The sequence below is a fragment of the Nostoc sp. genome, from assembly GCF_036918245.1.
In the GTDB taxonomy this organism is placed as follows: Bacteria; Cyanobacteriota; Cyanobacteriia; order Cyanobacteriales; family Nostocaceae; genus Nostoc.
This window is the reverse complement of the sequence record NZ_JBALEF010000071.1, coordinates 142,089-155,168: the sequence shown is the minus strand read 5'-3', so window position 1 is coordinate 155,168 and position 13,080 is coordinate 142,089. Positions and strand designations below refer to the sequence as shown.

At 42.2% G+C, this 13,080-nt stretch carries 16 protein-coding genes; 8 read left to right on the top strand and 8 right to left on the bottom strand.

All coding sequences use genetic code 11. From position 1 onward, the window contains the following. Nucleotides 1-25: 25 nt before the first annotated feature. Nucleotides 26-745: a 4'-phosphopantetheinyl transferase HetI gene (gene hetI, locus V7L12_RS20550; protein WP_335087024.1), complete on the bottom strand. Its 720-nt coding sequence runs from the start codon at nt 743-745 to the stop codon at nt 26-28. A gap of 494 nt (nt 746-1,239) precedes the next feature. Between hetI and V7L12_RS20545 the strand changes: the two genes are divergently transcribed. Next, nucleotides 1,240-1,407, top strand: a complete 168-nt coding sequence (locus V7L12_RS20545; RefSeq protein ID WP_199784761.1) for a hypothetical protein — start codon at nt 1,240-1,242, stop codon at nt 1,405-1,407. Between the two features lie 95 nt (nt 1,408-1,502). Here V7L12_RS20545 and V7L12_RS20540 read toward each other — a convergent pair whose 3' ends face one another. Then, a complete protein-coding gene (locus tag V7L12_RS20540; RefSeq protein WP_335087020.1) occupies nt 1,503-2,567 on the bottom strand; it encodes a YheT family hydrolase in 1,065 nt (354 codons plus the stop codon). Nucleotides 2,568-2,724: 157 nt separating this feature from the next. Here V7L12_RS20540 and V7L12_RS20535 point away from each other — a divergent pair, with 157 nt between their 5' ends. Beyond that, the gene (locus V7L12_RS20535) at nt 2,725-3,468 is read left to right on the top strand and encodes a response regulator transcription factor (protein ID WP_104905330.1); all 744 of its coding nucleotides are present in this window, start codon (nt 2,725-2,727) and stop codon (nt 3,466-3,468) included. 433 nt (nt 3,469-3,901) lie between these two features. Continuing rightward, the gene (locus V7L12_RS20530) at nt 3,902-4,363 is read left to right on the top strand and encodes a hypothetical protein (RefSeq protein ID WP_335087018.1); all 462 of its coding nucleotides are present in this window, start codon (nt 3,902-3,904) and stop codon (nt 4,361-4,363) included. A gap of 97 nt (nt 4,364-4,460) precedes the next feature. On the opposite strand, the gene V7L12_RS20525 is transcribed toward V7L12_RS20530, so the two are convergent. From V7L12_RS20525 to queA, 3 genes are all read right to left on the bottom strand, one after another. Further along, a complete protein-coding gene (locus V7L12_RS20525; protein ID WP_335087016.1) occupies nt 4,461-5,303 on the bottom strand; it encodes a methyltransferase domain-containing protein in 843 nt (280 codons plus the stop codon). A 117-nt stretch (nt 5,304-5,420) separates the two neighbouring features. Further along, nucleotides 5,421-6,518, bottom strand: coding sequence for a tetratricopeptide repeat protein (locus V7L12_RS20520; RefSeq protein WP_335087014.1), 1,098 nt, complete (start codon nt 6,516-6,518; stop codon nt 5,421-5,423). A gap of 135 nt (nt 6,519-6,653) precedes the next feature. Then, nucleotides 6,654-7,811, bottom strand: a complete 1,158-nt coding sequence (gene queA, locus V7L12_RS20515; RefSeq protein WP_442947901.1) for a tRNA preQ1(34) S-adenosylmethionine ribosyltransferase-isomerase QueA — start codon at nt 7,809-7,811, stop codon at nt 6,654-6,656. 272 nt (nt 7,812-8,083) lie between these two features. Between queA and V7L12_RS20510 the strand changes: the two genes are divergently transcribed. Further along, on the top strand, nt 8,084-8,473 hold the full coding sequence (locus V7L12_RS20510) for a hypothetical protein (protein ID WP_335087012.1): 390 nt from the start codon (nt 8,084-8,086) through the stop codon (nt 8,471-8,473). A 70-nt stretch (nt 8,474-8,543) separates the two neighbouring features. Here the strand turns inward: V7L12_RS20510 and V7L12_RS20505 are convergent, their stop codons facing one another. Further along, on the bottom strand, nt 8,544-9,056 hold the full coding sequence (locus tag V7L12_RS20505) for a YraN family protein (protein ID WP_335087011.1): 513 nt from the start codon (nt 9,054-9,056) through the stop codon (nt 8,544-8,546). 86 nt (nt 9,057-9,142) lie between these two features. Then, a complete protein-coding gene (locus V7L12_RS20500; RefSeq protein WP_335087009.1) occupies nt 9,143-9,658 on the bottom strand; it encodes a hypothetical protein in 516 nt (171 codons plus the stop codon). An 87-nt stretch (nt 9,659-9,745) separates the two neighbouring features. On the opposite strand from V7L12_RS20500, the gene V7L12_RS20495 reads away from it, so the two are divergent. Beyond that, nucleotides 9,746-10,255 (top strand): pentapeptide repeat-containing protein, encoded by a 510-nt coding sequence (locus V7L12_RS20495; RefSeq protein ID WP_335087007.1) that lies wholly within the window; start codon nt 9,746-9,748, stop codon nt 10,253-10,255. 85 nt (nt 10,256-10,340) lie between these two features. Here the strand turns inward: V7L12_RS20495 and V7L12_RS20490 are convergent, their stop codons facing one another. Continuing rightward, nucleotides 10,341-10,742, bottom strand: coding sequence for a hypothetical protein (locus tag V7L12_RS20490; protein ID WP_335087005.1), 402 nt, complete (start codon nt 10,740-10,742; stop codon nt 10,341-10,343). Nucleotides 10,743-10,905: 163 nt separating this feature from the next. On the opposite strand from V7L12_RS20490, the gene V7L12_RS20485 reads away from it, so the two are divergent. From V7L12_RS20485 to V7L12_RS20475, 3 genes are all read left to right on the top strand, one after another. Further along, entirely contained in the window at nt 10,906-11,706 is an 801-nt protein-coding gene (locus V7L12_RS20485; RefSeq protein WP_335087003.1) for a Uma2 family endonuclease, read from the top strand. 96 nt (nt 11,707-11,802) lie between these two features. Continuing rightward, nucleotides 11,803-11,931 (top strand): hypothetical protein, encoded by a 129-nt coding sequence (locus V7L12_RS20480; protein ID WP_335087001.1) that lies wholly within the window; start codon nt 11,803-11,805, stop codon nt 11,929-11,931. Nucleotides 11,932-11,969: 38 nt separating this feature from the next. Beyond that, nucleotides 11,970-12,980: a hypothetical protein gene (locus V7L12_RS20475; protein WP_335086999.1), complete on the top strand. Its 1,011-nt coding sequence runs from the start codon at nt 11,970-11,972 to the stop codon at nt 12,978-12,980. Nucleotides 12,981-13,080 lie beyond the last annotated feature (100 nt).

Sequence of the window (13,080 nt, the reverse complement as noted above, 5' to 3'; positions counted from 1 at the left end):
AATGACAAATGACAAATGACTAACATTAATACTGCCAACACTTTAAAATCCAGCCAAAATTCTCTACCGCAACAGCAGCAACATAATTGTTAGCAGGTACTAGTTCAAAAAGACTCCAGTCTTCAGTTATCTGTAACTTGGCTGGTTCTGTGAGAGTCAGCGATACTTCGATTTGCTCTAACTGGGATAGTCCGTCTCCAGTTGCCTTTAAATAAGCTTCCTTACAAGTCCAGTAACGGAAAAATACCTCTTGCTGTTGGTTGTGAGATAGCGATCGCAACATTTCATATTCTCTCGCTAAAAAGAACCGTTTGGCAAGAGCTTCCAGATCAGACATCGGGCGAATATATTCTAGGTCTACACCAATTTGGCAGGTACAATTCACCGCACACAAACCCAACCCTTGGGAATGAGACAAGTTAAACGCCAGTCCACTATCGGCAAATCTATCTGCTAATACTGGTTTGCCGCGCTGTTGATAATTAAACTCCACTTGTAAGGGCTGGATACCCAAATAGTTACCTAATATAGTTCGCAGAATACCACGACCAGCAATGAAACGCTGTCGATGTTCCTGAAAATAGAACCGTTCAGCACGAGCAGTTTCGTCACTGGAAAGAGTCGCTGCTAAACCTTGCAGTTGTGTTTCTGGTTGCTCAAGGTCTATGCGCCAGACATGAATCTCATCCGGTAGCAAAGTTAAATCCGTCGGTGCAGGTAGCCAAATATCATTAGAAGCGGTCATTGAGTCAAAAAGTCAAGGGAATTGTACTCTAATAGTTTCTTTAATTACGACAATTATTATGGGTGGATCTGGTTTGACGCTTTAGCACTACTATATACAACTGCGTGTGTTTTTCCTAGAATCTGCCATAGGTTTTGTTAGAGATTAAGTCTACCTGTAAACATAAATACAGGTAGCCGCAATTGCTTCTGCCCGCTAAATATTATAATTTATTGCTCTAGATGTACGCTCCTCAACTCCACGTTAAATCTCCTGAGAGAGAATGCTTTAAAACCTTTGACAGAGAATCGCAAATTTTATTTTGGCTACAACATTAGCTATTACAGCATTACTCAAAGGAACTACGACCAATGTCTGCAAGTGCTCTGAAGTAGATATCTCTTCAGTAGTAAATAGTTTTTCTCAGAAAGTGTTAAATCTGGAACAAAAAAACCTTGCCAAAGCTTGTTAAAAACCTATTACAACTACTTTTTTGTAGAACATAGTGAGGATGAATGATTATTAATTTGGAGTACTTTGCCTTCTTTATACTGCTACTAGCAGCACTGCTATTAGCAATTAGGCAAATGAGTGTTGCTTTGGATGAGTTAGATATTGAGCGCTTTACTCTCTGGACAGGTATTGCTTCTGTTATTGCTGGTTTACCAATAATATTGTGGTAGCTTCTGGGTCAATGCCATCCTCTCTATATTTGGGCTTCCAAGCAATACGACTACATCCGTCGAGTATCCTAGCAACTAGAATATTTTCTCGCCTATTACTCTGTTCGTTGTTGCTCTAACCATTGTAAAACCCGATTCCATGCCCACCAAAGATCAGAATCTTGTACTTGACGTTGGCACTCTTTACTACTCAAATAGCCAACATGGCCGCCGTATTCAGTGAGTAACAAATCTATTACAGGATTGCGATCGCAAGCTTCTTCTAATTCCGGTATAATCGCTGGGTCAAAAAGTGGGTCATCAGCAGCATATAGAATCAAAGTCGGTTTCGAGATTTGCGGCAATACTTGTAAAGCACTACTAGCTTGGTAATATGCTTCTACAGAAGGAAAACCTAGTTGCTTAATTACCAGTTCATTATCAAAACCCCAAATGCTGTTCGCCCGTTCAATCGCTTCTGGATTAAGGCTTCCAGGATGAGCATCATAAATTCGCCACGCTAGTTTTTTTAAATTTTGGGCAATCCCTGCTTCCAAATATCTGCCGAAGGGCTTTGTAACCAGATAAGATAGCGATCGCTCCGAATCCAAACTAGGGCAAATCACCATACCACCGCCAATATCGCTATCTTCTAATCCTAAATCTCCATGCTCCCTAATCACCTCACCAGCCACCTTCACCGCCCATAGCGCCAATTGCCCTCCTAAAGAATACCCTGTAAACCAAAATTTCCCCGGACATCCCATTGCCTTAGCAGCGGCGGCGATGCGAACAAAATCTTCCCCCTCATACAAACCATCAGAAGTCAGAGTCGGGGATAATTTGGCAGTTTTGCCGTGGGCCCGCCAATCAAATAACACCACAGCATAGCCTTGAGCGTAGGCTTTACGTCCTAGCACCCTTAAAAACCATTCTGTTTTTAACTCTCCAGTAATGCCATAAGTCCCGATAATCGTGCTATGAGCATTTTCCGGGATAGCAACCAAGCCAAAAATTGGCACACCTTGGCCACCAATGAAGATTTTTTCGTGATAAGACGGTTCTGGGTCTTGAACAGTAATTTCCCAGTAGCGTTTTCCCCACAAAGCGGTGTATACAGTCATCGTCACACCGTTTTGTAAAAACCAAGACGGATTGTAAGGGGGAGTATAACACATCATAGACTATAAGATTTCGTGTAATTGAGTCTTGATTTCACAGTCATTTAATCTTAATATTTATGTAAGATTTAAAACCTTTTTCATAATCGATTCAAAAATCTTTGTATCTATCAAAGGTTGTTAATTATCCTTAATAAGTAGTAATAATTTTTTAAGAATGCCGAGGATTCTTGTCATAGACGATGACCCAGCGATTTCAGAACTAGTTGCCGTCAACTTGGAAATGGCTGGCTACGATGTTAGTCAAGCTGAAGACGGCATCAAAGGTCAAGCGCTGGCTCTCCAGCTACAACCAGACTTGATCATGCTCGATTTAATGTTGCCCAGAGTAGATGGGTTTACTGTTTGCCAACGCCTGCGCCGAGACGATCGCACCTCTGAGATTCCCGTGTTAATGTTGACGGCTTTGAGCCAAACTCAGGATAAGGTGGAAGGCTTCAATGCTGGCGCAGATGACTACCTCACCAAACCTTTTGAAGTTGAAGAACTGCTGGCGCGGGTGCGGGCACTTTTGCGGCGTACTGACCGGATTCCCCAAGCCGCAAAGCACAGTGAGATTCTCAACTATGGCTCATTAACCCTGGTTCCCGAAAGATTTGAGGCAATATGGTTCAATGAGACGGTGAAATTGACTCACTTGGAATTTGAGCTACTTCACTGCTTGCTGCAACGCCACGGTCAAACAGTTTCTCCCAGCGAAATCCTCAGAGAAGTTTGGGGCTACGATCCTGATGATGACATAGAAACGATTCGAGTCCATATTCGCCACTTGAGAACCAAGCTAGAACCAGATCCTCGCCATCCCCGCTATATCAAGACAGTGTATGGTGCTGGATACTGTCTTGAATTACCCGGTATCCCTCCATCAAACGAAGGGGCTTCAGTAACAGTCGTTGAATAAAATCACGCTAAATTCCCTTAAACTTTGCTATCACTTAGGCAAGAACTCTCTGTAACTGTTATTCCTTACCGCTTAGTTAAGGTTATTAGTGGAATTTACTAGTATGTAGAGATGTTGCAATACAACGTCTCTACAAGTGCATTCGTGATTTTTTAATTAAAAGCGTCTTTTGTCAATGAGTTAAAATACTCAAATTAAGCTTAGTGAAAATGATAATCATGTGATCGAAAGGAAGAGAATGTGATTTTCAGTCACACTCCTCTGCCTCTTTTTGATTATCATTATTTTCAAAGTCTTTGATAGCTTAAATATTATATGAAAAAGTTATGAAAAAATATTGTAACGACAGAATAACTTTGTCAAAAACGTGCTTAATTCTTAGGTAAATTCAATTATGAAACTGAAATAAGTTACAAAAATGGAGTTAACAATAATGCGGTTTATAAGAGGTTATTTGGTGAGTATGTTGGCTGGAGTCATAAGCTTAGTGGCGAACCAAGCTTTGGCAGTAACGGCGCCAGGAGCTACTATGAAGAATTCCTTTCCCCAAGACAATTCATGTTTAAGCACTTCGAGTTATGGGGGAATTATCAATAACTGTAATTACAGTGTTCAAGTAATAGGAACCCTACAACTGTCACCAGGTTCTCACCCAACGTCAGTCAGAATTAATGGAAATAATAGCTCGTGTCAAGCAGTTTCGATTAATGGTGTTGGAAACGGTGCCGCGTTTAGTTCTTTAGTTAATACTACTTCTGGGCCAAAAGTTTGGCAAACCCTGAATCTTGGTAATCTTTCTGTATTTGATGGGCCTGATGGGAATAGCGAAACAGGTACACTTTTTAAGTGTTCGCTCGAAGCTGGTGGCATTATAGGCAATTTCACAGTAAAGTAAGGTTTCTGAAGGTAGACATTAGCCATCATTGAATTTCTGAAATTGTAGTGCGATCGCGCTGTGGTGAAACAGCGCGGTCTTTTCCCAAAGAACGTTTCTACTTCTTACCACACAATAAACCAAACCGAACTAACCCGCACTCATAACCGCGACGCATCAACCCCAGTGATAATGCCCCTTGAATGGTAGTCCAACCGGCATTGAGTAAGCCCCAAAGTGCTTGGGGAGTGAACGCCGAATCAATTACTACATTCCAAAAGGGGGCGACGGCGGTTGACCAATCGGCGGTGCGAATATTGTTTAATGGAAGTTGACGTGCGATCGCTTCATACTCTGGTAAAGAAATCACATAAGGCAAACAATACACCCGATAAATATCCTGCAAATGCTTTTCCTCATCTGCCGTCAGTGGTAACTTATCAGTCGGTCGATGACACCAAGTCACCATAATTAACTTCCCACCAGGTTTCAACACCCGATAACATTCCTGGAGAAACTTAGTTTTATCTGGCATGTGTTCACCGCTTTCCAGCGACCAAACCAAATCAAAAGAATTGTCAGCAAAAGGCATTGCTTGAGCATTGGCTACCTGAAACTGAGTTCTCAGACTCAAATTCGCTTCCATTGCGCGTTCTGTTGCTCTGGCAGCTTGCACAGGACTCAAAGTAATTCCTGTAGCCTTAGCATTAAACTTTTCTGCTAGATATAAAGAACTGCCACCAATGCCACAACCCACATCGAGGATATTTTCTGCTGCTTGTACCCCTGCCCAATTGAGCAGTTCTTCGATTAAATCAATTTGAGCTTGACGGCGGTCTTTTTTCTGGCTACCATCAGCCCCGTAGTAGCCGTGGTGCATGTGTTCCCCCCAAATCTGTTCCCACAGACCAGAGGAAGCATCGTAGAACTGCTGAATTTGCTGGTAAAGTGTTGCACTCATGAAAAAAGTAGTATTGAGACGAAGTAGAATTCAAAAAAAAACATACTGGTGGTAGGCTACCATGTATGTTTTTAAATAAGGTCAGAATATTAATTTTGAATTTTGAATTTTGAATTGTTATTCTCCAGCAGTGGTTGAAGTAGATTGTGGTTCAACTGAGACAGGGTTCGCGGGCGTTCCTGATTGATTTGGGATCTCTGGCTCAGATGTTTGTACTAGATTACTGGTAGAATCTGAACTCTGAGAAGGAGTAGCTGTTTGACTGGTTTGAGGTTGCTGTTGCCCACTTTTCTGAGCAATTTGCTGCACTAGCTGCTCAATTTTCTGGGCTTGTTCAATGTTGCCTTGCTGACGATATTCATTGTGAGCGCGTTTCAAGACTCCACTGGCTTTTTTGAACTCGCCCTGATTATATAAAGTTACTCCTAAGTTATAGTAAGCTGAGGCACTTTTCGGATTTAGGCGAATAGCTTGCCGATAAACAGAAATAGCCTTAGAAGCTTGACCATGCATTGCTAGCAAATTTGCCATGTTGCTGTAGGCTATAGCATTTTTAGGATCTAGCTTCAAAGCTTGGCGATAACTGGCGATCGCAGGCTCGATTTGACCTTGTTGTTGCAAGGCGATCGCTAAGTTAAGATAAGCTTTGGCGTTGCTGCTATCTAAATTAATTGCTTTTTGGTATGCAGCGATCGCTTCCTCTAACTTTCCTTGTTCATACAGCAACAAACCCAGATTATACAGCGCTGCCACCCTTGTTGAATCTATCACTAAGCTCTGGCGATAAGCCGTAATTGCTGCATCTTTTTCTCCTTGTCGGTGCAACACTAACCCTAAGTTGTAATAAGCTTCGCTAAAATTGGGATTAACTTTAATCGCCTCCGTATATTCTTGTAAAGCTATATCCAGGCGATTTTGCTCCATAAATATATTACCCAGATAATTCCGTGCTACCCCAAGGTTAGGATCTCGCTGCAACGCTTGGCGAAAGGCATATTCTGCACCTTGTAAGTCTTGGTGGTTATAGCGCGTGACTCCCTGCTGGAAAAAGCTAGCTGCTTCGAGATCCTGAGAAATTGCAGTTTCTGCCAGCAGCTTGCTAACTGGGAAATTAGTAATTGTCGGTGCAGCCAAAATCCAAAATGCAGAACAGCCACCGAGTGTCACCTGACAAAATAAATTTAACCAATGAGAAAATAGGTATTTTTCAGACATTAATAGCAGACCTGTACTTATTTTTAACTCCTCATAAGTCAGAGTACCCACCACCAAAGAAAAAATTCCAAATTTCCAACTTTTAACTCCTAACTTCTAACTCTTGTACAGACGCGATTAATCGCGTCTGTACTCCTAACTCCCCACTCCCACAGCTGACGGCAAAATTAGCATGGCATCACCGAATGAATAAAAACGATATCCAAAAGCGATCGCTTCGTTGTATATATTCAATAATCGTTGTCTGCCAATTAGGGCACTTACCAACATCAACAAACTGGAACGCGGTAAGTGAAAATTCGTAATTAAACCATCAACCACCCGCCATTGGTAGCCGGGATAAATAAACAAGTCTGTTTTGCCGCAAAATGGTTGTAAATTTCCCGATTTAGCCGCCCCTTCTAAAGCCCGTACTGCCGTTGTTCCCACAGCAATAATTCGACCGCCAGCTGCTTTAGTGGCGCGGATTTGCTCTACTGTGGCGGCGGGAACTTCAATCCATTCTTCATGCATCTGATGAGTAGTTACGTCCTCTACTTCCACAGGGCGAAATGTGCCGACACCAACGTGTAGCGTCACAAAAGCTTGATTAATTTGGCGATCGCGCAACTGTTGTAATAATTCTGGGGTAAAGTGTAATCCTGCCGTCGGAGCTGCGATCGCTCCTGGCTGTTTAGCATAAACTGTCTGATACTGCTCATCAGCTGCTTCTGAGGTAGTGATGTACGGTGGTAGTGGTACTTCACCAAAAATCTCTAACAGTTGCACCAAAGTCTTTCCCTCTGGTACATCAAATTGCAACAAACGCCCCCCGGTTGCTGCGTCTGTTTCTAGAACCGTAGCCGTTAGCTGGGGACTGGGGACTAGGGAAGAATCTTTACAATCCTCAATCCCCAATTGCCTTGGTTCAAAAATAATCTTCGCTCCCTGTTTGAAGCTTTTTCCTGGCTTAACTAAAGCTAACCAACAGTTATGCTGCTGTTCTTCCAACAGCAACACCTGAATTTTCGCACCAGTGGATTTATAACCATAAAGCCGCGCTGGAATGACCCTTGTATTGTTCATAACCAACAAATCACCAGAGCGCAATAGTGCAGGTAAATCATGGAAAATGTGGTGTAGGGATGCTGTTTTGATGCCTGTAGTAGGAGAATTAATCACCAGTAACCGTGAGCTATCTCTAGGAACTGCTGGGTTTTGGGCAATGAGTTCTGGAGGTAGTTTGTAATCATAGCCAGCTACCGAGCAATCTAATTCCAAATCTTTTTCTTGTGGGCTAGAAGTATCTTTCAAATTGGCTTGTACTAGTTTTTGCTTTATTTAGTATTTATACTCTCTTAAAAAGGCTGGGTTAAGTTTTCCCTTCTAAAGGAACTTTAAGGTATCTTCGCTCAGTTTTGTCGCTAGGCTATAAGATTGTTACTATTAAGTAACACGGAAAAATTAACATAAAAATTGGGTAAACCTCCCCATCTAAAAACGGGGGCTTTTACCCTACCGGGAACAGGCACTGATTGACGAATATAGATATGTAGGATTGGCTTTGATCCCAAGCACCAACAAACATGGAATACTTGTACTATCTGGCAAATGCCAGTCTAACCCTGAGGGTCGTTCAAAACCTCCACGCTAGACCCCAGACACCAGTTTCGTTCGTCACCGTAATTCATCAAATTGATGGCTGGGTGGTTAGGATCAAACTCAGAGGTCAAGTTTCGCCCCAAGAAGATGGCGACTTTCGTGCTTTTCTAAATGAATTAGGAATTAGCTACGAACCGCCAATGAGGGTGCAAATGGCACTTTGGAGTTTGGAAGCGGGACAGTGTCCTGTGGATGTGATGCGTCGTTATCAGGTAGCGATCGTTTCTCATGGTAGCCCAGAAAGAGACGAAATTGAAGCGTTCCGGCAACAGTTTGTCCGGGGCTTAGGTTATTGTCCAGAAACTTTGGCGTAACACTATTTGGTTGTAACGTCACTACAAAATTATTGGTCATTGGTAATTAAGATATTTTATCTATTACCAATTAACCATTATCAATTGAAGAGTCAAAAGCTGCCAGAATGTATTCTTGCAGCTTAAACTTATATCCGGGTACTGATGAAGTAGCTAGAGCTTCCTGATTTGCTGTGACTCCAGTCAGATTTTTTGATATCCTTTGACAGTAGACAATAGCAACATCAAATCGGCAAGAATAATCTGCCTTTTCAGGGTACTGGGCTAAAAACATTTCAGCTGTCCGACAGATTTTTGCTTGCTTTTGTGGAGTGATTGCACTTCTTCCCCCTGTATCCCAACTACCTGAACTACGGGTTTTAACTTCCACAAATGCCAATATTGAGTGCTGAGTCCTAAGCTTTCCTACTTCTTTCCTGCTTCCCTGCTCCCCTGCTTCCTCTACTTTTTTAGCATATTCAGCGATGATATCAATTTCCCCCCAGCGACTAGAAAATCGACGATGAAGAATTATCCAACCAGTAGATTGCAACCATTGGGCTACTAGTTCTTCTCCTAATTGACCACTATTTGGACAATGCATATAAACTTTAGTATTCTCGGTTATTTAATTCAACAGGAAAATAAGAGTTTCTAGTAGTTCCACGAAATCATACTCCCATGATGTGCTTATTCTTCACTTGCTGGCGTGGCATTCCCAACAGTCAAATTGAAGTAAACATAATTTGGGTAAATATCCATAAAAGAGTGATGTTCGACATATATGCCACCACCACATTCCAAAAAGGTGATGAACGGCTCATAAGGGTCAGGAAGACCATTCGCCGGGACTGCATCAAATTCCCGTAGACGACACCAAAATAAGTAATTACGTACCCCTAGCAGAACATAGGCACTACCACGCCTAGTTGGTATCCGGTCGCTGTTGTATAACTCCTCCAGCCATTGGATTAGGGAAGATGGGAGTTCCATGTCAGGGCGAATCTGAAGAGCAAGATTTTGAAAAATATGCTTCTGTTCGCTCTGCAAAAACTTTGCCCATTGTCTGACCCGCGACAGAAATTCTAACATCAGTTCTGTAAGTTTTTCGTCTTTCTCCCCCATTCCTAACGTATCCCATTGGATAGCCTGAAGTCGTGTGAAGGCAACGTTCAAATCGTCGTATGAACTTGAATTAGTATTCATAAAAATATTTTTAAAGGATTTTTGCGCTAACATCTCTGACTCAAGGATAATGAAATGGAGGAGGGTTCGCCATTGGCTAAAAATAGAATGAATTCTAAGTTAAGCGCCCGGATTTGGGCAAGTATACTCAGCTTATTCCTCTGGGGAATAGTTGGCATCATTGCAACGGTCGGTTTTACTCCAACAGCTTTGGCACTTGAATATAATAAAGAAATTTTGGTCGAGGCTGATTTCTCAGGACGTGATTTAACAGACTCCAGCTTTACCAAAGCTAATCTTCGCCAGAGCAACTTCAGCCATGCTAATTTGAACGGTGTCAGTTTCTTTGCAGCAAATTTGGAGTCTGCGAATTTGGAGGGTTCTGATTTGAGAAATTCCACTTTAGACTCAGCTCGTTTAGTCAGAGCAAATTTAACAAATGCACTGTTGGAGGGTGCTTTTGCTGCTAATGCCAGATTTGATGGTGCAATCATTGATGGGGCAGATTTTACCGATACGCTGCTGCGTCCCGATGAGCAAAAAAAATTGTGCAAACTTGCTAAAGGAACTAATCCTATTACAGGACGAGATACGCGTGACACGTTGTTTTGTCCTTAGTATTTTTTAGCTGGGAATTGGGCATTGGGCATTGGGCATTGTGCATTGCTTATTCCCCATTCCCTACTCATAAAATATTGAGCAACTACCAACCACTCGCACCAATCTTTTGACAAACAATTTTCATACCTTTGCCTGGTGAAGAACTTGCTACAAAAGGGATTTCTCCTTTTTCTTTATCCTCTTCAAGTAGCTGTCCTTCTGGCCCGTAAATCGCAATGCGATTGCGAAACAGCCGCGATTCTTTGCACGATGCATCAAAGGTAGTCTCGAAGATGCCATCTCCATAGATACCGTAAAGCTTGTATATCGTGCCCTTAATAGTTTTTGTATCCAGAGCTACGCTGTTTCCTAATTTATCATGCCCGACAGTGATATATCTTTCTGCATCTTGAGCGATGGCTGCGTCAACATCTTTAGCAATCGCACTGCCATTACTCAATAAAATAGCGATCGCTCCCACCATGCCGCCTATTTTAAAATACATACAGTTTCAAAATATAAGATTTCATATATTTCTATCCGCAATCAAAGGGGTTCTGGCAGGGTAAAAGCACTGAAATCAAGACAGAGCAAGGTGTTATACTAGTTAGTAACACTTTATGGGAAGCGTCAAGTAATAAACAAAGAGCTGCAATACTTTTCAAAGTATGAGTGAAACACTTGCTGATATTGCCATACCGCCCCAGTTTCCCGATCACACTCAACTACCAGAGTCTGATGGTACGTTTGTGAAAAATTTTCAAGAGCATCCCCAAACCGTCATTTTGACAGACTCAATTGCTCAAGCTTTGCAACGCTTACATCCAGATGGACAGTATTGTATTGGTCAAGATTGTGGTATTTACTGGCGAGAAACCGATCCACCAGAAAAAGGAGCAGCAGCACCGGATTGGTTTTATGTCCCTGGTGTACCACCAAGGCTAGATGGCAAAAACCGTCGCTCTTATGTTTTGTGGCGGGAATACATACCGCCATTGATTGCTATAGAACTAGCTAGTGGTAATGGCGATGAAGAACGAGATGTCACTCCTTTACCTCTAGCTGGTAGTCGGGAAGGCGCAAAACCAGGTAAATTCTGGGTATATGAGCGAATAATCCGAATTCCCTACTATGCCATTTATGAAATTAGTAATGACAAACTGGAAGTTTATCATCTGGTAGATTTTTCTTACCATAAAATGCAGCCTAATGAGCGAGGCCACTACCCAATTACTCCTTTAGGAATGGAACTAGGGTTATGGCAGGGAAGTTACTTGAATAATCCTGAGCAATTTTGGTTGCGCTGGTGGGATTTAGAGGGAAATCTGTTACTGATTGGTCAAGAAGAAGCCGAGTTACAAAGACAAAAAGCCCAGCAAGCAGAACGAAGAGCCGAGCAAGCTGAACGAAAAGCTGCACAATTAACAGAACGGCTCAGGGCAATGGGTATCGATCCAGAAGTAGAGTAATATTTACTAAGTTATGGTAAGCCGAAAAACTTAGTAATCACGGGCAAAAGCTTACCACAGACTTCAACTAGCTTTTGAGTAGAAGGCAAATCAGCGATGTCTACGACGGGCTACGCCAAGGCATCTTTCAATAACTTGAGGGCTGTTTTTACTATCTTCTGCATTGTTCCATCTTTTGGGTTTGGCAGTGGTGCGATCGCATCTGTGTTCAAATGGGAACCATAAGAAAATAAGTTAATACATCACACTAGATTGGTTTACCCATGTCTGACGAACAAGAGCGTAATTCCGCTTTTAATGCTGCTGCTAACATTAACGTTCAACATGCCCAATTACAAGATTTATCCTTAAGTGCAGCCCGTAGATTATATAAAGGTGGGATTCGACCTGGCGATCCGATCAGAACCAGAGTGCAAGCCCAAGAAATGTTAGATAAAATCCCTCCATCTCAAAGAGCAGGGATTGATGGCAAATCGCCTGATGTTAATACCCAAAAATACCTATTAGATAAGCACGCTAGTCATATCAAACCGCATAGCAAAGGCGGCTCAAATGATCCCAAAAATATCAAGTGGGAAAATGCCAAAGATAATTTAGCCCATGGCGATAAACCCATGACTTCCCAGGAGCAAATGAGACTAGATGCTAAATGGCATTTTGACAACCTAACAGGTGCAGTCAAAGCAGGTGTTAAAGCCGCGCCCTTTGGAGCAGCCATTGGTGTAGCGACGACAGCACCATTTTCGTTGCTAACCAACGCGCTACGCGTAGTTCGGGGTGAAATTTCTGCACAAGAAGCCGCTATAGAAACATTGAAAGATACCGTAAAAGGCGGCACAGTTGGGGGTGTGACAGCGTTTGTAACCACAACAGTAGCAGCAGCTTGTCCACCAATTGCGATCGCTTTAACCGCAGCTGCACCAGTTTTAGCTGTTGTTGGAACTGGGGGTATGGTTTACGAGTTTTTCAAAATCCTTGATGACCATAAACAGACCGTGAAAATCTATTATGAATCTTTAACTGAGCAAGAATTAGAAAGATTAGAAGCAATTGAAAATGAACTGATTTATGAACACCATAAAAATCTAGAGTTTTTGGCCGAAGCGCAAGTAATTAATCAAGAAATTACAAATCGTCCAATTGCACCGGGAATAGAAGGGGCTATGCAACGGTTACGTGAATCAGTAGCTATTGCTCAGTCTTTAGGACTAGCATCAACTGATAGTAAGTTACTGCCTGATTCTCAACTTCTTTACCTTCCTCCTCATTCCTAGAGAATTAGTCAAAAATTGTATGATTTTTATAATTCCTCTTCTGTTTGGTGCTTTAGGGGCGGCAGTTGGTGCTGTCGCAGGTGCTTTTACTGCTCATGCT

Coding starts and splice junctions, on each gene's coding strand:
- hetI (WP_335087024.1), bottom strand. CDS start 745: ATGACCGCTTCTAATGATATTTGGCTACCTGCACCGACGGATTTAACT.
- V7L12_RS20545 (WP_199784761.1), top strand. CDS start 1,240: ATGATTATTAATTTGGAGTACTTTGCCTTCTTTATACTGCTACTAGCA.
- V7L12_RS20540 (WP_335087020.1), bottom strand. CDS start 2,567: ATGATGTGTTATACTCCCCCTTACAATCCGTCTTGGTTTTTACAAAAC.
- V7L12_RS20535 (WP_104905330.1), top strand. CDS start 2,725: ATGCCGAGGATTCTTGTCATAGACGATGACCCAGCGATTTCAGAACTA.
- V7L12_RS20530 (WP_335087018.1), top strand. CDS start 3,902: ATGCGGTTTATAAGAGGTTATTTGGTGAGTATGTTGGCTGGAGTCATA.
- V7L12_RS20525 (WP_335087016.1), bottom strand. CDS start 5,303: ATGAGTGCAACACTTTACCAGCAAATTCAGCAGTTCTACGATGCTTCC.
- V7L12_RS20520 (WP_335087014.1), bottom strand. CDS start 6,518: ATGTCTGAAAAATACCTATTTTCTCATTGGTTAAATTTATTTTGTCAG.
- V7L12_RS20510 (WP_335087012.1), top strand. CDS start 8,084: ATGGAATACTTGTACTATCTGGCAAATGCCAGTCTAACCCTGAGGGTC.
- V7L12_RS20505 (WP_335087011.1), bottom strand. CDS start 9,056: ATGCATTGTCCAAATAGTGGTCAATTAGGAGAAGAACTAGTAGCCCAA.
- V7L12_RS20500 (WP_335087009.1), bottom strand. CDS start 9,658: ATGAATACTAATTCAAGTTCATACGACGATTTGAACGTTGCCTTCACA.
- V7L12_RS20495 (WP_335087007.1), top strand. CDS start 9,746: ATGAATTCTAAGTTAAGCGCCCGGATTTGGGCAAGTATACTCAGCTTA.
- V7L12_RS20490 (WP_335087005.1), bottom strand. CDS start 10,742: ATGTATTTTAAAATAGGCGGCATGGTGGGAGCGATCGCTATTTTATTG.
- V7L12_RS20485 (WP_335087003.1), top strand. CDS start 10,906: ATGAGTGAAACACTTGCTGATATTGCCATACCGCCCCAGTTTCCCGAT.
- V7L12_RS20480 (WP_335087001.1), top strand. CDS start 11,803: ATGTCTACGACGGGCTACGCCAAGGCATCTTTCAATAACTTGAGGGCT.
- V7L12_RS20475 (WP_335086999.1), top strand. CDS start 11,970: ATGTCTGACGAACAAGAGCGTAATTCCGCTTTTAATGCTGCTGCTAAC.